At 45.1% G+C, this 19,464-nt stretch carries 11 protein-coding genes; 4 read left to right on the top strand and 7 right to left on the bottom strand.

What is annotated here, in order from left to right; all coding sequences use genetic code 11:
- The first annotated feature begins 104 nt into the window (after positions 1 to 104).
- Together DXN04_RS07320 and DXN04_RS07315 are read left to right on the top strand one after the other, a co-directional pair.
- Entirely contained in the window at positions 105 to 6,197 is a 6,093-nt protein-coding gene (locus DXN04_RS07320; RefSeq protein WP_199415001.1) for a HAMP domain-containing protein, read from the top strand.
- Between the two features lie 60 nt (positions 6,198 to 6,257).
- Positions 6,258 to 7,508: a sensor histidine kinase gene (locus tag DXN04_RS07315; RefSeq protein ID WP_116852678.1), complete on the top strand. Its 1,251-nt coding sequence runs from the start codon at positions 6,258 to 6,260 to the stop codon at positions 7,506 to 7,508.
- Positions 7,509 to 7,549: 41 nt separating this feature from the next.
- Here the strand turns inward: DXN04_RS07315 and DXN04_RS07310 are convergent, their stop codons facing one another.
- From DXN04_RS07310 to DXN04_RS07300, 3 genes are all read right to left on the bottom strand, one after another.
- On the bottom strand, positions 7,550 to 9,895 hold the full coding sequence (locus DXN04_RS07310; protein ID WP_116852677.1) for a glycoside hydrolase family 3 N-terminal domain-containing protein: 2,346 nt from the start codon (positions 9,893 to 9,895) through the stop codon (positions 7,550 to 7,552).
- A 127-nt stretch (positions 9,896 to 10,022) separates the two neighbouring features.
- Positions 10,023 to 11,498 (bottom strand): serine hydrolase domain-containing protein, encoded by a 1,476-nt coding sequence (locus tag DXN04_RS07305; protein ID WP_116852676.1) that lies wholly within the window; start codon positions 11,496 to 11,498, stop codon positions 10,023 to 10,025.
- A gap of 232 nt (positions 11,499 to 11,730) precedes the next feature.
- A complete protein-coding gene (locus DXN04_RS07300; protein WP_116852675.1) occupies positions 11,731 to 13,644 on the bottom strand; it encodes an SPFH domain-containing protein in 1,914 nt (637 codons plus the stop codon).
- Between the two features lie 462 nt (positions 13,645 to 14,106).
- Between DXN04_RS07300 and DXN04_RS07295 the strand changes: the two genes are divergently transcribed.
- Entirely contained in the window at positions 14,107 to 14,631 is a 525-nt protein-coding gene (locus DXN04_RS07295; protein ID WP_116852674.1) for a hypothetical protein, read from the top strand.
- A gap of 86 nt (positions 14,632 to 14,717) precedes the next feature.
- Here the strand turns inward: DXN04_RS07295 and DXN04_RS07290 are convergent, their stop codons facing one another.
- The 4 genes from DXN04_RS07290 to DXN04_RS07275 all read right to left on the bottom strand — a co-directional run bounded on the left by DXN04_RS07290 (position 14,718) and on the right by DXN04_RS07275 (position 18,988).
- Positions 14,718 to 16,496 (bottom strand): hypothetical protein, encoded by a 1,779-nt coding sequence (locus tag DXN04_RS07290; RefSeq protein WP_116852673.1) that lies wholly within the window; start codon positions 16,494 to 16,496, stop codon positions 14,718 to 14,720.
- Between the two features lie 111 nt (positions 16,497 to 16,607).
- The gene (locus DXN04_RS07285; RefSeq protein ID WP_158568890.1) at positions 16,608 to 17,300 is read right to left on the bottom strand and encodes a LytR/AlgR family response regulator transcription factor; all 693 of its coding nucleotides are present in this window, start codon (positions 17,298 to 17,300) and stop codon (positions 16,608 to 16,610) included.
- Positions 17,297 to 18,316 carry a sensor histidine kinase gene (locus DXN04_RS07280; protein WP_147319869.1) on the bottom strand — a complete coding sequence of 340 codons (1,020 nt, stop codon included), beginning with the start codon at positions 18,314 to 18,316 and terminating at the stop codon, positions 17,297 to 17,299. Before DXN04_RS07280 ends, DXN04_RS07285 begins: the two co-directional genes overlap by 4 nt.
- A gap of 177 nt (positions 18,317 to 18,493) precedes the next feature.
- Positions 18,494 to 18,988 (bottom strand): hypothetical protein, encoded by a 495-nt coding sequence (locus DXN04_RS07275; protein WP_233525530.1) that lies wholly within the window; start codon positions 18,986 to 18,988, stop codon positions 18,494 to 18,496.
- A 336-nt stretch (positions 18,989 to 19,324) separates the two neighbouring features.
- On the opposite strand from DXN04_RS07275, the gene DXN04_RS35580 reads away from it, so the two are divergent.
- Positions 19,325 to 19,447 (top strand): hypothetical protein, encoded by a 123-nt coding sequence (locus tag DXN04_RS35580; protein ID WP_262512449.1) that lies wholly within the window; start codon positions 19,325 to 19,327, stop codon positions 19,445 to 19,447.
- Positions 19,448 to 19,464: the final 17 nt, after the last annotated feature.

The raw sequence follows: 19,464 nt of genomic DNA, 5'->3' as shown, positions 1-19,464 counted from the left end.
GATTACCTAAAACAAACCTTGTTTTCTTTTTAATTCATTGACAGGACGCACATTAAAGATATTTTTTCAGCATATATAAGCATAAAGTCGCTAATACTTTCAGCATGAACACCCGGAAGAAAAATTCTGACACCACTCCCTTGCCTGAAACGCATGTGGAAAATACTCCACAGTCTTCCCCAAAAACTACCAACAGTGCGACCGATAGTGTCATAGATGAACTGGATATGCGCCAGCTCTTACAGGTCCTTTCCGAAGTCAAGAATGGTAATTTCACTGTCCGGATGCCAGCAGATAATATAGGCTTAAGTGGTAAGATCTGTGATACCGTCAATGATATTATTGCCCTCAATGAAACTTTGGTGGAAGAACTCATGCTGGCCCGGAATACGATCGGGAAAATGGGGAAGCTCAATCACAGGGTGCAAATGCCCCGCACAGCCAGGGGCTCGTGGAATATGGCAGAAGTATCTATCAATAACCTGATCTCTGACCTGGTACATCCTACCATCGAAATTGCCCATGTAATCAGCTCCGTGGCAAAAGGTAATCTCTCACAGGAAATGCCTTTACAAATTGAGGACCACGTACTGCAGGGAGAATTTGCCCGTATTGCTACTGAGGTAAATGGTATGGTAAAACAATTGAACCTCTTTACGCTTGAGGTAACCCGTGTAGCCCGCGAGGTAGGTTCCGAAGGTAAACTGGGTGGTCAGGCCAAAGTGAAAGACGTAGCCGGGGTTTGGAAAGACCTGACTGACTCTGTAAACCAGATGGCGGGTAACCTCACTGACCAGGTACGTAACATCGCTGAAGTAACCACTGCCGTGGCGAAAGGTGACCTCTCTAAAAAAATCACTGTAGACGTACAAGGAGAAATCCTTGAACTGAAAGATACCATCAACACCATGGTGGACCAGCTGAACTCCTTCTCCTCCGAGGTAACACGTGTTGCGAGGGAGGTGGGAACTGATGGTAAACTGGGTGGTCAGGCAGAAGTAAAAGGAGTAGCCGGTACATGGAAAGACCTGACCGACTCTGTGAACCAGATGGCGAGCAACCTGACCGGTCAGGTGCGAAACATCGCTGAAGTGACCACTGCCGTGGCGAGAGGTGACCTCTCCCGCAAAATCACGGTGGATGTAAAAGGAGAAATCCTGGAACTGAAAAACACCATCAACACGATGGTGGACCAGCTGAACTCCTTCTCTGCCGAAGTAACGCGTGTGGCGCGTGAAGTAGGTTCTGAAGGTAAGCTGGGAGGCCTGGCTACTGTAAAAGGTGTAGGCGGGGTATGGAAAGACCTCACAGAATCTGTAAACCAGATGGGTTCTAACCTGACAGCGCAGGTGCGAAACATTGCTGAAGTAACCACCGCGGTAGCAAAGGGCGACCTTTCCCGCAAAATCACGGTGGATGTAAAAGGAGAAATCCTGGAACTGAAAAACACTATCAATACGATGGTGGACCAGCTGAACTCCTTCGCCTCTGAGGTAACACGTGTGGCACTCGAAGTAGGTACGGAAGGTAAACTGGGGGGCCAGGCGAAAGTACAGGGTGTGGGTGGTACATGGAAAGACCTGACCGACTCTGTAAACCAGATGGCGAGTAACCTCACCGGCCAGGTACGTAACATTGCTGAAGTAACAACTGCCGTGGCAAACGGTGACCTTTCCAAAAAGATCACCGTGGATGTGGCGGGCGAAATCCTGGAACTGAAAAAGACCATCAACACGATGGTGGATCAGCTGAACTCCTTCGCCTCCGAGGTAACGCGTGTGGCCCTTGAAGTAGGTACAGAAGGTAAACTGGGCGGACAGGCCAAAGTACAGGGTGTGGGTGGTACATGGAAAGATCTGACTGAATCAGTAAACCAGATGGGATCTAACCTGACAGCACAGGTACGTAACATCGCTGAAGTAACGACAGCCGTTGCGAAAGGTGACCTCTCCCGCAAAATCACGGTGGATGTAAAAGGAGAAATCCTGGAGCTGAAGAATACCATCAACACGATGGTGGACCAGCTGAACGCCTTTGGTAGCGAAGTATTCAGGGTAGCGCGTGAGGTAGGTTCTGAAGGTAAACTGGGTGGCCAGGCAGACGTACCGGGTGTAGAAGGTTTGTGGAAAGACTTAACTGACTCTGTAAATATCATGGCCTCCAACCTGACATCCCAGGTACGTAACATCGCGGAAGTAACAACCGCAGTTGCGAATGGAGACCTTTCCCGTAAAATTGAAGTAGATGTAAAAGGAGAAATCCTGGAACTGAAAAATACCATCAACACGATGGTGGAACAGCTGCGCGCCTTTGCCTCTGAGGTAACGCGTGTAGCCCGTGAGGTAGGTACTGAAGGTAAACTGGGCGGTCAGGCAAACGTACCAGGTGTAGGTGGTACATGGAAAGACTTAACTGACTCTGTAAATCAGATGGCAGGTAACCTGACAGCACAGGTACGTAACATTGCTGATGTGGCCATTGCCGTGGCAAATGGTGATATGAGCCGCAAGATTACGGTGGATGTACGCGGAGAAATCTTACAGCTGAAAGAAACCCTCAACACGATGGTGGATCAGCTTCGTGCATTTGCCTCAGAGGTAACACGTGTTGCGAGAGAGGTGGGTACTGATGGTAAACTGGGTGGCCAGGCATTCGTACCGGGTGTAGCTGGTACCTGGAAAGACCTGACAGACTCCGTAAACCAGATGACTGGTAACCTGACATCGCAGGTACGTAACATCGCAGAAGTGACGAAAGCCGTAGCTTCCGGTGACCTCACCAAAAAAGTAACCATCGATGTAAAAGGAGAAATCCTTGATCTGAAAAATACTATCAACACGATGGTGGACCAGCTGAACTCCTTCTCTGTAGAGGTAACGCGTGTGGCCCGCGAAGTAGGTACGGAAGGTAAACTGGGTGGCCAGGCAGAAGTACAGGGCGTGGGTGGTACCTGGAAAGATCTGACCGACTCTGTAAACATGATGGCCTCTAACCTCACCAACCAGGTACGTGGTATTGCGAAAGTAGTAACTGCCGTAGCAACAGGTAACCTGAAACAAAAACTCTCCATCGTATCACGCGGCGAGGTAGCACAGCTGACAGATACCATCAACGAAATGATTGATACCCTTGCACTCTTTGCCGACCAGGTAACTACCGTGGCCCGCGAAGTAGGTGTGGAAGGGCGTTTGGGGGGGCAGGCAAGTGTACCGGGAGCATCTGGGATCTGGAAAAACCTGACGGAAAACGTGAACCAGCTGGCAGAAAACCTTACCACCCAGGTACGTGCCATCAGTGCCGTAGCCTCTGCGGTGACGAAAGGTGACCTGACCCAGATGATCCGCGTGGAAGCGAAAGGTGAGGTGGAAGAACTGAAAGATACCATCAACCAGATGATCGCCAACCTGAAACAAACCACCCTCCGTAACCAGGAGCAGGACTGGCTGAAATCGAACCTTGCACAGTTCACCCAGATGCTGCAGGGCCAGAAAGACCTCAATACCGTAACCCGCCGCATCCTCTCCGAACTCGCGCGTGTAGTACGTGCACAGAAAGGTATGTTCTACATACTTGAACAGGAAGAGAACCTGGAAAATCCTAAACTCAAACTGTTCGCTTCCTATGCATATGGCGAAGAGGAAAGCATCAACCGCGAGTTCTCTCTGGGCCAAGGTTTGGTGGGGCAGGTAGCACTCGACAAAGAACGTATCTTACTTACGAACGTACCATCTAATTATATTAAGATCAGCTCAGGTTTAGGTGAAGCAGCACCAATGAACCTGATCGTACTGCCGGTGCTCTTTGAAACAGAGATCAAGGCGGTGATAGAACTGGCCAGCTTCGATGCCTTCGGTGAAACGCACCTCGACTTCCTGAGTCAGCTGACCGAATCAATCGGTATCGTATTGAACACCATCGAAGCTAACTCCCGTACAGAAGATCTGCTGGCACAATCACAATCACTGGCAGATGAGTTGAGACGTACGAACGAAGAGCTGCAGGATAAAGCCCACCTGCTGGTAAAACAGAAAGACGAGGTGGAAGACAAGAACAAAGAGGTGGAAGAAGCCCGTCGTTCACTGGAAGAAAAAGCAGAGCAGCTGCAGCTCACCTCCAAATACAAATCAGAATTCCTGGCCAATATGTCGCATGAGCTGCGTACGCCGCTGAACTCATTGCTCATCCTGGCCCAGCAATTATACGAAAACCATGATGGTAACCTGAATGAAAAACAGGTGCGCTATGCCAAAACCATTCATAGCTGTGGAGATGACCTGATCCAACTGATCAACGATATCCTCGACCTGTCTAAAATTGAATCTGGTTATATCTCTACCGACTTTATCAAGGTACGCTTCAATGAGGTGATCGGGTTTGTGGAAACTACCTTTAAACACATCTCGGAAAGCAAGAACCTGCGCTTCAGGATTGAAATGGATGACCAGTTGCCTCAAACACTGGAAACAGACGTACAGCGCCTGAACCAGATATTGAAGAACCTGCTCTCAAATGCATTTAAGTTCACAGAAAAAGGTGAAGTACGACTCCGTATTTACGAAGCTCGTCACAACTGGAAACAACAAAATGACAGTCTTGAAAGTGCATCAAAAGTTGTGGCGTTTGAAATCAGGGATACCGGTATCGGCATCTCCAAAGACAAGCAAAACATCATCTTCGAAGCCTTCCAGCAGGCAGAGGGATCTACCAGCCGTAAGTATGGTGGTACCGGTCTGGGATTGAGTATCAGCCGTGGTCTGGCAGACCTCCTGGGTGGTTCAATCGAATTGATGAGTGAAGCCGGTCAGGGTAGTACTTTCACCCTCTTCCTGCCACTGGACTACAATCCTTCTGTGATCAGGAAAGAGAAACAAAGCAGCCTGACTGTGGGGGAATATACAATGCCACAGCCATATGAACCGCCAATGATACCTAGTCGTACGGTGAGCGAAACCAAAGACCTGGAAGGACTGAATGAAATCATCAACGAAATAGGTGACGACAGAACGCATATCATGGATTCCGACAGGGTGGTGTTGATTGTGGAAGATGATGTGCGCTTTGCGAAGATCATGCAGGAGAAGGCACATGAAATGGGACTGAAAGTAGTGGTAGCAACCAGTTTCGGCGAAGTATTCGACCTCACGAACAAGTTCAATCCTATTGCGGTGACACTGGATGTAAAATTGCCGGATGCCAGTGGATGGAGAGTATTAGATCTTTTCAAGAATGATATCAACCTGCGGCATATTCCTATTCACCTCATCTCCGGCGAAGAAAACAGGTTGCTGGCCATGCACCGCGGAGCACGCAGCTTCAATCTGAAGCCATTGAAGACAGAGGCATTGAATATTCTCTTCAGCAATATCATCGACCAGCATGAGCGTAAGACCAAGAAAGTACTGGTCGTGGAAGACAATGAACCGGATGCATCACAGATAGCCCGGATCCTGGACAATGGTGAATTGATTGAAATGGAATTTGTAGATAATGGAAAATCAGCCATTGAGGCGATCAATCAAAATAATTATGACTGTATCATAGCAGATTACATGCTGCCTGATATAGATGGTGCAGATTTTGTGGCTGGATTAAATACGGTGAACCGGTACAATGCCACACCTGTGATAGTATATTCCGCGCGGGACTTTAGCACCAACGAAAAATCGAAACTGAAGCAGTATGCCAATAAAATATTGCTGAAGGGCGTTAATTCATTGGATTTGCTGCTGGAAGAAACGGTCATGCAGTTGCACCTGAACCACCAGTCCTTACTGCCTGAAAAGAAGAAACTGATAGAAGATCTGCGCTCTCAGAAAGATGTGTTGATCCATAAGAATGTACTGGTAGTAGATGATGATGTACGTAACCTGTTTGCCCTGACTACAGCATTTGAACGTTTCCATATCAATACAATCACGGCAGAGAGTGGAAAAGAGGCTATGAGCATTCTCAGTGAGAACAACCAGATTGACATAGTATTGATGGATATCATGATGCCTGAGATGGATGGATATGAAACAATGCAGAAGATCCGCAGGGAACATAAGAATAGTGCATTGCCCATCATAGCGGTGACGGCAAAGGCGATGAAGGGCGACAGGGAGAAATGCCTGGAAGCGGGTGCTTCGGATTATATCACGAAACCATTGAAGATCGATCAGCTGTTATCATTGATGAGAGTATGGCTATACCGTTAATATAAAACTGGTATATAGCAAAAAATATTAATGTACATTCATTCCGAAAAAATTGAATAGGTGCAGCACCACGATGTCATAAAAATTTTAGTAGTTGATGACCGGGCGGATAATCTCTTATCGATAGAATCCATCCTGGAAAGGGAAAGCTACATCATCGTCAAAGCAAACTCTGGCCGGGCTGCATTGAAGATCCTGTTAAAGGAGTTTGATTTTTCCCTGATATTGATGGATGTACAGATGCCTGATATGAACGGTTTTGAAACTGCCGCATTCATTTATCAGCGAGAGAAGCTAAAGGATATTCCGATCATATTCATCACTGCCCATAGCCACGAAGAAGAAGTGATCTTCAAAGGCTATAAGGCGGGGGCTGTCGATTTCATCTATAAGCCAATTAATCCGGAGTTGTTGCGTATCAAAGTAGGCCTGTTCGTAGAGTTGTACCGAAAAACTCAATCACTCATTGCACAGGAACAAAAACTACTGAATACCAACGCCTCCCTGCAGAAGGAAATAGAAGAAAGAGAGGCTTCGGAACTGAGAGTATTGGAGCTGAACAAACAGTTGACACATAACAATATTCACCTGAAAGCCGTAAATGCTGAACTGGACCGCTTTGCTTATATCGCCTCCCATGATCTGCAGGAGCCACTCCGCAAGATCAGGGTGTTCAGCGATATGATCATTCAAAAGAAAAACAGCAGCGACGAAGTGAATAAGTATGTGATGAAAATCACGAACGCCACTATCCGCATGCAGCAGCTGGTAAGTGATTTACTCCGTTTCTCCCGCCACTCTATACAGGGAGGAGACTTCATTGACTCCGATCTGAATGAAATAGTGAAAGATGCACTGAATGAACTGGAAATAAAGATCCAGCAGAACAATGCAGTTATTAAGATTGATCCACTACCGTCTATACAGGTGATTCCTACCCTGATGCGGCAGCTGTTTTATAACCTGATCAGCAATGCACTCAAGTTCAGGAAAAAGGATGTAGCGCCTGAAGTGCATATCTATGCCCAAAAAGAAGTGCCGGAAGATCAGAACAGTCATCTGTATAAGATCTTCATCACTGACAATGGTATTGGCTTCGAAAGCCAGTATGCAGAAGATATCTTCATCGTTTTTAAACGACTGCATAGTTACCATGAAATAGAAGGAACGGGTATCGGCTTGTCTATTTGTAAAAAGATTATGGAGCAGCACAATGGGTTTATTACTGCTTCAGGAGAGTTGGAACAGGGAGCAACATTCGTAATCGGAATCCCGGAAAAACAAAAAGAACCGCTGCCACAGGTGCTTTAATTGCATAAAGCATCCGTGGCAGCGGCCCGCCGATAAAAAAACTATTTTATAGTAAAGCTACCATTCAATTTCGCATCATCACTGGAGCCACCCACCATCACGCTAAAGGTGCCCGGCTCTACCACCCACTTATTCTGCACATTCAGCAATTGCAGATCTTCAGGATTCAGTTCAAAATTAATCTCCTTTGCTTCTCCTGCTTTCAAATGCACGCGCTGGAAGCGTTTCAGCTGCTCATTCGCTGTCACCACACTACTGTAATCATCTCTTACATACAGCTGTACTACTTCATCACCTTCCACCTTACCGGTATTTTTCACAGTAAATTTCACCGCTACCTTCTTCCCATTCACACTCAACTGAAGATTTTCATAACCAAAAGTAGTGTAGCTCAAACCATAGCCAAAACTATATTGCGGCCTGGAAGTCATCTCTACATAATCATGCCTGGAAGCATTCTTGTAGTTATAATACACCGGTAACTGGCCTACAGACTTAGGAATAGACACTGGCAAACGGCCAGCCGGATTATAATCTCCAAACAGTACATCCGCAATGGCATGACCACCTTCCTGACCCGGATACCATGCATTCACGATCGCAGGTACATGCTCAGCAGCCCAGGTGATGTTCAGAGGGCGACCCTCAATCAGCACCAGTACAATCGGCTTACCAGTTGCCACCAGGCTTTTCAGCAGCTTATTCTGTAAACCCATCAGGTCCAGGCTTACCCTGTCATAACCCTCCCCACTCTCCATATCACTCACAGAGCTTTCACCTGATTTTACTTCCGCCGCGCCCGTAGCCTGGTAAGAAGTTTTGAAATCACGTGCACTGGATCCACCTAATACCAAGACTACCGCATCAGCATGCTGTGCAGCAGTCACCGCAGCAGCAATATTATCATTGGTAGTATCCCGAATTGCACAACCTTTTACATAATTGATATTAGTACCCGTTCCTAACTTCGCTTTAATGCCCTCTAAAACGGTCACAATTTTCTCTTCTGGCTGGGGAGCAGTATAATCCCCCAACTGGTTGTAGATATTGTCTGCATTCGGCCCTATTACGGCTAAATTCTTAATTGATTTACTCAGTGGCAGCAGGCTGTTTTCATTCTTTAGGAGAACGATAGATTCCAGCGCTACTTTTTTCGACAGGGCGATGTGTTCAGGAGTCGCTACCACGTTCTCAACAGCTGCCGGATCCACATATGGATTTTCGAACAAGCCCATTTTGAATTTTACACGCAGCACATGTGCTACCGCAGAATCAATGGTCGCCATTGTCACCAGTTTATCTTTCACAGCTTTGATCAGCGCATCACCATAAGCAGCACCCCCCAGATCATTGTCCAGACCTGCATTGATACTCATCGTTGCAGCCTGCTCCATATCAGCCGCTACACGATGATTGGTGTTCATGCTTGGAATACCGTGCAGATCAGATACAGTATAACCCTTGAAACCCCAGTCTTTTACCAGCACATCTTTCAGCAGGAAAGAATTGGCACTACAGGGAATACCATCTATAGAATTGTATGATGCCATGATAGAGAGTGCTCCAGCCTTAATCGCATCCCTGAACGGAGGCAGGTAAGACATATACAGATCACGCTGACCAGTGAGCGCAATACCACCATTATGACCGCCTTCAGGAGAACCATAAGCCGTAAAGTGCTTCAGGGTGGAAATGATGTTCTTACCACTGTTCAGGTTTGTGCCCTGGAAGCCTCTTACCATTGCAATCCCCATTTGCCCAATCAGGTAAGGGTCTTCGCCATAAGTCTCTTCCAGTCTTGACCATCTTGGTTCACGTACCAGATCCAGTACCGGGCCATAACCAATATGTGCACCCTGTACACGGGCTTCAACAGCAATAGCACTTGCCATTTCCTGGATCAGTGCAGGATCCCAGGTACTGGCCTGCCCGATAGAAGTAGAGAATACAGTGGTTCCAATCGCCATATGTCCATGAGGACATTCTTCCGCCAGGATCAGTGGTATCCCCAGGCGGGTATTTTCCATCATGTATTTCTGCATAGCATTGGTAGCCTCAGCACTCTGCCTTGGGCTCAATCCGGTTTCCAGGGTTTTCTGCGTCCATGGATCGGCTCTGAGCGTAGCCCAGAAACTACCAATATGTCTTTTCGAAATTTCTTCCTTAAACGTGGCACTGATGCCAACTATATCACCTTTCTTCTCGTACATGGGCCAACCGAGCAGGGTATTCAGCTGCCCGACTTTTTCTTCCAGCGTCATGCGTTGCAGCAGGTCTTTCACCCTGGCTTCAACCGGCGCTTTAGCATTTTTGTAGGTCTGTGCACCAGCCTGACCAAGGGCTAGCAACAATACCCCAAGCATGATAATTCCTTGTCTGATTTTCATCGTTACCTGTTAAATTTATTGACAATCATTTATTTAGATGAATTGTGAGTCTAAAAATAACAAGTAAAGGGTTTAGTTTTAAAAGAATTTTTAAAGTGATTTTATCTTCTCCCAGAGTGATAAATTATTAACGGGCTTTGATCTTACTGAGTTCTTTTATGCCATCCTTATTATTCGGATTGATCAGAATGGACCGCTCGTAAAGGGCGATGGCTTCTTTTTTTTTACCTGCTTTGTTCAGGGCTTCGCCATAGCTATCGTAGGTATTGAAGCTAAGCGGGAAGAGCAGACAGTTGAGTTTAAAGATCTCCAGTGCCGCATCAATGCGATAATAATCATAGAGCTGTTCGTATCCTGCCTTATTCATCTCCCACTCACTCAGGTAGTAATGTGCGGTATCTGTTTTTAAGAGGCTCAGTTGAGTCGCAGCAGCATCTGCACCTTCTTTTACCAGCGTCGTTACATATATTCTGACCAATGATTTCTTATGTCCAGGTGCTATCGGAGGCTGATCATTCATGATCCGTAATGCATTTGTTACTATTGCACCGAAAGAAGGAGCCGCAGTATTGTCAAATGCGATGATCGTTTGGTTTTTATCGAGGTTGTGGTAGTAGAAGGTAGCTAAGCCAAATTGGAAACCGCCATGTCCGGCACCTTTACCATAGCCGGGTTGATCAAACAATTCCCAGCCCATTCCATAAGAACCTTCTCCTTCACCCTGCATAGTATCCATTGTTTTTTCTGTATAATAAGTGCCATTGTTCAACTTTACAGGAGTAATTGCGAGTTGTACTGTAGCCGGTTTGAGTAGTTTGAAACCAAAGAATGCCTTGTCAAACAACAGCAGGTCATTTACCGTCGTGACGATATTGGATGCACCGGTAGCAGCATCATTATTATAATCAGTATACCTGTATTTTTTCAGATCTCTTGTTCTTGATAAAGAGTCTACCGCAAAGCTTTCATAAGCATGCTTACTTACCTGGGTAGGAAGTTTATTTTGTGTGGGATCATACAGGAATGTTTCATGCATATGCGCCGGCCTGAAAATTTGTTCATGCAAATATTCATCAAATGTTTGATGGCTTATTTTTTCTACAAGCAAACTCAGTAAAACAAAGCCATTGTTACAATAGCGGAACTCGTCACCTGGCTTGAAAGCAGGTGTGCGATGGGAGGCTATTAACTGATCTATTACAATATGACTGGACACAATCGTATCAGGATATTGTTTGATCAACGGCTCAAACAATTCCAGGTCAGGTAGGCCGGAAGTATGTGTGAGTAAGTGTTTGATGGTAATATCCGGGAAAGGAAATTCAGGGAAGTAGGCCTGGAAAGGATCGTCCAGGTTTAACTTCCCCTTTTCCATCAGCTGAAGAATGGCGGTAGCTGTAAATATTTTTGAAATAGAGGCAAGGTTAAATGGTGTCTCTATATTATTGGAGGTACGTGATGGAAAATCAGCATAGCCGTAGGAAAGACGATGTACGACTTTGCCTTTATTGGCCATAAGTATATTACCATTGAGCAATTGGAAATCCTGCGCACACAATGACAGGCAGGAAAAAAGAAAGGCTGGTATTAAAATGGATTTCATGTCGGTGCAATTTTGGTAAGGCAATATTAACCAAGCAGCATTGCACCAAATTTTAAATGTGATTAAACCAATTGATTGTGGGATAAAAAAGAGGTTGTATCAAAAGTAAATTGAAGGCATTGAGAAAGTCATTAAAAAATTCTCACCATCAGGTCCCGGATTAAATCCGGAACTTTTACGCTTGATACAACCTCAGGTACAAGGAAAGGGATAACACAGGATGCTGGCCGGTTTATTCCTTAGGTGTTTGTTGATTATTCTTTTCACCCAATTGTTCCAGCAGCTTCAGACCCAGCAGTCCGCTAATAGGACCATTATTGCCATCGCCTCCACCGATCAGGATGTCAGGCATAATCTTGATATGCTGCTCACCGATCGCTTCCATCACTTTCAATTGAGTGAAGTTGTTACCACCCATTGCTTCCACGGCTAGCTTATAAGATTCTGCGCTTGATTTACCAATAGCCAGGATTTTTTCGGCTTCCGCATTACCTGTTAAGGATATTTTTTCAGCCTCGGCTTTTGCTGTCAATTCAGTTCTTTCAGCTTCAGCTTTCGCCAGTACTCTTACTTTTTCTGCCTCACCACTTGCCAGCAGTTTCATACGATCCGCTTCAGCATTCGCTTGCAGACGTACACTGTTTGCATCACCAGTCGCTTTCTTCACAGCAGCATCCGCAATTCTTTCAGCAATCAATACACCCTGATCTGCTTTTACGATATCTTTCTGGATTTCCGCAATGGCGGTTTCTTTTTCCAGTGCCTGCCTGGTTTCCTGTGCACGCATCTGCGTATCATAAGTTACCTTTTGTTCTTCTGCGATCTTACGGTCAGTCAGGGTTTTCATCAGGCTCTCAGGAGGAACGATATCACCGATCAGTGTATCAACACCGAATACATTGTATTGTTCCAGTACACGACCAATGTGTAATTTGGCTGATTCCTGTCTTTCCTTACGGCTCTTCAGGAAGTCGATCACTTCAGCATCCTGCGCAGAGTTACGGAAGTAGTTACCAATGGTAGGTTCCAGTACCTGTGTCACCAGGTTGCTCATGTTACCAAATCGTGCAATCACCTTTGGTGCTTCAGAAGCAGGGATGTGAATGATCTGTGCCACATCGAGGTTGAAAGTAAAACCATCCTTACTACGCACGGTAATGGTAGAGAGGTTTTTATCCAGCTGGTGGGCCTCACTGCGGGCACTCGCCCAGTTCAGTACCAGGTTGGTCGTAGGCACATATTCCACCTTCATGATGTAAGTATTGATCGGGTACTTACCGGGGCCTAAAGGTTCAGCCCACACACCTTTGTAGTTCTTACCTACAATGTTGCCATGTTTGAAATCGGTACCACTCAGGTCTTCACCTTCATTACCCACATAGGAGATCACGACACCTACGTGGCTGATAGGTATTTCAGTCATGGTACGCATCTCTACTTTGGCAAACCATGGGTTCATAAAGTAAGAACCTGAGAGGATCACCTGTTCCTGTAAACCTTTGTAGCCACCTTTTTCAAGGAATGCGTCGGCATCCTGGAAGTTCCTGTGACCTTCGATAATCTTACCTGCGATCTGTCCGTATTCAATCGCCTTACCTTCGAGTGTAGTGACAATACCCACCGCATTGTCAGGTACATTCACCATATCGGTGATTTCGATCTCAAAGATGTAGGTGTTGATACGATAAGAACCTGGAGTCATAATCGCCGTCTGGCGACCTTTCTGACCACCATTTTTCAGGAATGCTTCCGCATTCTGAAAAGCATCGCAATCTACGCGGCGGGCAAGGATGGCACCGGGTTGCAGTTCGGCACCATCTTTAGCTAATACCAGCCCGATCTTACCTGTGGGGATAACAGTAAAGGACTGGAACTTTACATCGTACTGCCAGAACCATTTCCAGAAATACACACCCGGGGCAAGGGTTTGGGCCTGAAAACCAGCTTCTCCGTTTGTAGCCATGATACGGCCTTCAGGGAGTTCCTGTTTACCCATCAGTACGAACTTTTTGGTGACAAGACCTATTTTATCTTCGGGTACAATCACAAGGCCAAAGAATACGCGGAGAATGAAACGGTACAATACAAGGCATAGTACGGGGATGCCAAGCAGCATCAGCCACCTGATTACATCAGTTGTTTGCATAAAAGTTGTTGGTTTATGTATTTGAATATAAGAAAAAGGGATCCAGATCAGGTATGTCCCAATACCTGTGAATAATTACGCGCCAGCGTAAAGCAATAAATTTTTAAATTAAAATACTGGTGGGGAAGTATTAAAGATGGTGAAGATGAAATATTGCAAATTTGGAAAACTGCAATTTGCGGGCTTATTGTACATTGTAAATAATATTACTATACAAAGGTTATAACTATTTTTTGAATTCCAAAAAAGTTTTAACAAATCGTATACAAGTGCAAATTATTGGAAAATAAGTTTTTAAGAAAGGGATACCTGAAATTGTGTAGAGGGTATAAAAAAATATATGTTTTTTATCAGAGCGATGCCCTAAAAACATACCACTACCTGCAAAAAATACGTTATTTTTAAAGTAGACACTGTAAAAAAATATTTTTGAACAGTGGTATAATTTTATATCCTGAACCTATGAAACCTTACATGTTCGTAATGCCTGTGTGCATGGTTTTCGCCTGCAGACAATCGTCTTACTTGCCGGAAGGCAGAAAAATCCCATTAGGAGATAGTATAGGTGTCCTCACCATTCAGTTGCCATCACAATATGACACTGCATTCTCATTTGTACATTATGAGATGGGAATAGACTACCTCATGTACCGTTATCAGCCCAGAACATCACCGTTGAACAACAGCGACCGCCTCACCGTATATTTATCTGTCGATAAGATTTACGATTCTGCAGCCGTTATTCAACGGTTATTTTCCAGGCATGAACAACTACTTATTGATACCATTATGGATATCAATGGAAATCAATTTCATATTTATGAAAGCAATTTCCAGCAGGACTCTTTCTATCTGCAAACGGTGGAGGCCTCAACGCTTAGAAAAGGACGTACGCTAACACTCTTATTTGAAAAACGTTCCCCCGATGCCGATACTTCCTTTATAGAAAGCTCCAGAAATGCCCTGCTGGCAATGCGTATTGATTAAAGATCTGATTGGTAGCGCCAATACCTTCGTCCAAATAAAGGATTGGTCATACCTTTTTTACCGTCCAGGCTTACAAATCCTGTAAACTAAACTGTTGGGCATGGATTAAAGCTTGGCAAATTCAACGTCATCACCGCGTTATCCAGTTCTGCCCGCATCTGGGCGATGTATTCGTTGCTTTCCTTCTTAAATTGCTCCGCCAGTTGTTTGTAGTATTCAATGCCACTCAGCAGGTTCTTCTTGAATGTTTGTAAAGATTTTGCCTGCTGTGCTGTCAGTGAACTGCTTGTAGCTAATTTCTTTTTGAAATAATCTATATACAAATGCAGCTCATTGATGAACATATTCGGACGGTAAAGTTTATTCAGAATGTTTACCCTGCCGTAAATATGATTGACCATTTCTGCCAATGAGAATGTACCTGAGAAGTAAGCCAGGTTAGGCCCGGGACAAATCGTTACTGCTGACAGGTTATGGTTTAATGGCAGTTCATTATTGATCAGTACTGAAGTCGTGAGCCCCTCGCAGAGGCAATCTTTTACTACTATCTTCTCAAACGCCGCTTTATATTCTTCTTCGCTCAGATGCTGTGATTCCAGTTCTTTGATCTTCAGGTGTTGATATTCTCTGGATGCAGTACATATGGGAGTCTTGGTAAACTGCGTATCTGTCACCAGGAATTTTTTATAGCAGGGACTACCCGGTCTGTTCTTTGCAATTCTCGTTTCGCGCTGCCTTTCTGAAGAGGTATTGCGCAGATTATTGAAAGGAACGCCCAGTGGAGAAGCATCACTTACATAATAATCCTCCTGTTTGGCAGTAGCCAGTTGTTGCAGCGTTTCTGCATCTACGTTGGTAGCTTCCGGTACCAGCAGGAATGGGCTTCCCCAGCCGGTAGCATCCATTGCGTAATATTCTAAAAGGAATTCCTGTTCATGCGCGGTTCCAATACCACCCTGCACAGTAATCAGTTGTGGTGGCTGTACGGGATAATTTTTAGCAGCACTACACAAAGCAAACAACTCAGCCGCTAAATCGGCTCTCTTGGTTCTAAACTCTTCCAGGATAGGTCCCAGCAGTAACCCATCAGTAGCAAAGGCATGTCCGCCACAATTCAAACCAGACTCAATTCTGAATTCAGAGATCCAGATCCCTTTTTTTGCAAACAGTTTACCCTGTATCAGTGCAGAGCGGTAGTCGCTCACTTTCAAAATGATCTTCTTTTTTAGCTTACCCTCTTCGTCAGGAAGGAAATCTGGCAATTGCTCTACGTAATTGTACAGGCGTGGATTATAACCTGCAGACAATACTACGGAGCTGCTCAGCTTACTGTCGGCAAAGCCTCTCAGTGCTGCAATAGCATCAGAATATTTTTCAGGAAGTAAATCACCATTCGCATCAGTACGCAGGTTATCCACCTTACACATGATGTTCACATCAATCGCACCTGCTACCAGCTGACTACGCAGGTAATCCTGATCTACAGGCTCACCATCCATCATTTTCAGGTATAGTTGTTTTACAGGAACATCGTCGGGAAGTAGTTCGAAATATTTACTGAGTTCATTATCTTCAAAGAAAGGCAATGCGCGTAAAGTAGTCATCTGGCGTTCCACCATTTCGTGGATCAGGTCCAGGTAGCTTGTAATTCTTCTGGCTCTGTGGTCTTCTGCGCGCTCGCTGATCGGTTCATAAGGATGATCTAAAAGTTTTGAATAATGTGCCCGCATACTCTCTATCACAACATCGTCGGTGATCGATATGACTGACGAGATCCCGAATCTCGCCACTTTGGCTGGTGTGTCTATGGTATACCCCAGGCCGAGAACAGGGATATGGAAGTGGTGCAACGTCGTAGTGTTCATAAGGTAAAGTTCACCAGATATTTTTGCCAGATAACTGACGGTGAGCAGTTCCTTAACTGATGTCGCTCAGATTTTTTTACTGATTTGTGTAGACTTTTTTAGTGTTGCCACTTAAATCTTCTTGCTATTGATCACTTCCCAAAATGCTTCGTTGTACTTATCACTTACCGGGATCCGCTTATCCCCGATGTAGACGTGGTTATCCTGGATCTGTTGCAGGTGATCCAGGTTGATAATAAACGAATGATGGATCCTCAGAAATGGCAGGGTCAGCAGCTCCTCGATTTCCTTGAGCCGGCGATAAACGAGGATGTTCTCTTTTTCCAATACCAGCTTCACGTATTCCTTTTCACTTTCTGCATAAAGAATGTCGGCAATGGGCACTTTCTTGATAGTTTTGCCCGTTTTGGCAAAAAAATACCCGTTGGCGACTACATTTTTGCCGTTTTCAAAGGCTGCTTCAATCTTTTTCTGGGCATCAAGGAAGCGTTTCAGGGTGATGGGCTTCAATAAATAATCGATGGCCGAGTAGTTGTAGCTATCTGCGGCAAATTCGGAGTAAGCAGTTGTAAATACGATCTTAATATCCGCAGGCAGTAAGCCTGCCAGCGACATCCCATCCAGCAGGGGCATATTGATATCCAGGAAGATCAGGTCAATTTTATTTTGCTTCAGGGCCTGCAATGCCTCCAGCCCGTTAAAACATTTGGCCACGATCTGCCAGTCAGTGGTCTGGGAGATAAGTACCTCCAGCAGGTTCACAGCATTAGGTTCATCGTCAGTGATAATGCAGTTCAGTTTCATACGAGCGGTATTTTTAAGGAGGCGGTATAAATGCCATCTTTGGCCCCACATACCAGTTGGGCCTTAGGACCATACAGGATATCGAGTCTGTGAGTCAGGGTTTTTAATCCCAGGCCTGCCTTGGTCGGCACCTGGCAGTCCGGGAGATGGTTGATTGCTTCGAACGTCAGGTGCTCACTATCCGTAGTCAAAGAAATACTGATTTTATTTTCACTGGCACATTTGTCAATGCCATGCTTGAAAATATTCTCCACAAAGGTAATGAGCAGCATGGGGGGAATCATATGTTGCGGGTCGTACTGCTTATGGAAGTCGAGTTGAATACCATGACGAACCCTGATGCGCTCCAGGCCGATATAGTTTTCAATGAACCCGACCTCTGTTTCCAGCATTACTTTTTCCCGGGGGCTTTCTTCCATAAAGTAGCGCATCATTTCTGCCAGCTTTTCTATGAGCAAGGCGGTGCGGGGTGCCTCAAGATAAGCCTCGTAATAAATATTGTTCAGGGTATTGAAGAGGAAATGTGGCTGTACCTTGGATTTTAAAAGGTTGAGTTCTGTCTGGCTCTTTTCAAGTAAGAGGGCTGCGGTTTGCTTACGCAGCTTGAAGTATGCCATGGTCATCCTGATAGGGTAGCCCAAAAAATACACGATCGCCATACCCATCGAGGAGCTGATAATCATGTCATAACTGAATACCTTCTCCGGTTTATCATCTATAATGTGGTTATAAATGTACCAGTTGCCGTAAGACCGGATACTGCCTGTAACAGCGATCAGGCAGATCACAGTTAATACATATAATAGCTTTTTCCCTTTCCTGTAGAGGTGTGGCTGCAATACCAGCATGTCCGTATAGATCACAGTGGCATAGAACCCCGTATAGTATAAAGAAAAAAAGATCGACTGCTGCCATCCATCCATAGAGAGCAGCGAGGTGAACAGGAAAATGCAGATCAGGCCCCAGCCCAGCCACTGCAATTGCCGCATATTGAAATTGAAAAAGACGCGTTCCACGTTCTAAAAATACCAAATCCCTGTACTTCTCCCCCTCATAATTCAACCATCGGGGTTCTTTATTCAATAAACTATTGAAAATATAACCCTGATGGTTGAATAAATTAGTTAAAGAAAGGAGGAAGTGACACCTTTGAGAGTAAGGTAGAAGAACGCCATTCTAATGCCTGATTACGGCTACTCTCTGTGGGTAGCCGTCTGCATTTTGCGGATGAATACGGATTGAAGGATCAGGGCAACTACATACAATACGAGTAATGCCATGAGTGTTTTAGCAATAGCAGGAGAGCTGATGTCAGTAGCAAGCGGATGTCCCAGTGGAATGCGGGTCAGTGTTTCATTTACCGCAGGAATCAGGGACAATAATAAGGTGGTGGTCATGAGGAAATTCTGGATGTATTTAGTCCATCCTTTTGAAGAGCGACGGAGTAAATAGGCAATTCCCAGGAAAACCAGGATCAGGATTGACAATGCATGCCCCGGATTAAAGCCACCTGCCTTGGAAAGCCCGAAAGCCGTGAGACAGGCAAGGACCGTGAGAATAGAATAATAATTCCCTGTAGTGGTGCCGGGCTGAATTTTGCCAGATTGAATAAATGCTGCAATTGCAAAAATGATTGCGACAATCGCAATGATAGTGTGGATGGCTCCGAGTACGGATAAAGAGATCATATTGTTTGTTGTTTTAGTAATACAAATCTCGAAAGAAGAGAGAAGGAAAATTTTAACCCCGGTTAAAATCAGGAAGTAATAAAAATACTGCGTACAGCATTATATGATTTTAATCCCTCAAATGATGAAGCCATTACTTTTACTCCTGTTCCTGGCATTTGCCGGAGATAACAACCTGTCTATAGTACTGTCCAAACGGCTAAATACGATCGTGAAAAACTGGCGGAGATTGCGCGTTTAAAAGAAGATCCTTACCAGAAAATTTATTCGAATTTAACTATTATAGCGGACTGAAGTCCTTTAAATAGCAAAAATTACAGGCCGCCATCCCCTATTTTGAGAAAATTCATAACCCTGATCAGGCATGCCATTGACAATGCTACCTTTTATGGTGCCCGGCAGCGGAAAAACTGGAAGAAGCAAGCCGGTGGTACTCTAACCCAGGTGGTGATTCAATAAAAAGCGGAGGCCCACTT

This window comes from Chitinophaga silvisoli (assembly GCF_003412465.1).
In the GTDB taxonomy this organism is placed as follows: Bacteria; Bacteroidota; Bacteroidia; order Chitinophagales; family Chitinophagaceae; genus Chitinophaga; species Chitinophaga silvisoli.
The sequence above is the reverse complement of the archived record's forward strand: the minus strand, read 5'-3'. Positions and strand labels throughout refer to the sequence as shown.

Coding starts and splice junctions, on each gene's coding strand:
- DXN04_RS07310 (WP_116852677.1), bottom strand. CDS start 9,895: ATGAAAATCAGACAAGGAATTATCATGCTTGGGGTATTGTTGCTAGCC.
- DXN04_RS07320 (WP_199415001.1), top strand. CDS start 105: ATGAACACCCGGAAGAAAAATTCTGACACCACTCCCTTGCCTGAAACG.
- DXN04_RS07275 (WP_233525530.1), bottom strand. CDS start 18,988: ATGATCTCTTTATCCGTACTCGGAGCCATCCACACTATCATTGCGATT.
- DXN04_RS07290 (WP_116852673.1), bottom strand. CDS start 16,496: ATGAACACTACGACGTTGCACCACTTCCATATCCCTGTTCTCGGCCTG.
- DXN04_RS07305 (WP_116852676.1), bottom strand. CDS start 11,498: ATGAAATCCATTTTAATACCAGCCTTTCTTTTTTCCTGCCTGTCATTG.
- DXN04_RS07285 (WP_158568890.1), bottom strand. CDS start 17,300: ATGAAACTGAACTGCATTATCACTGACGATGAACCTAATGCTGTGAAC.
- DXN04_RS07300 (WP_116852675.1), bottom strand. CDS start 13,644: ATGCAAACAACTGATGTAATCAGGTGGCTGATGCTGCTTGGCATCCCC.
- DXN04_RS07295 (WP_116852674.1), top strand. CDS start 14,107: ATGAAACCTTACATGTTCGTAATGCCTGTGTGCATGGTTTTCGCCTGC.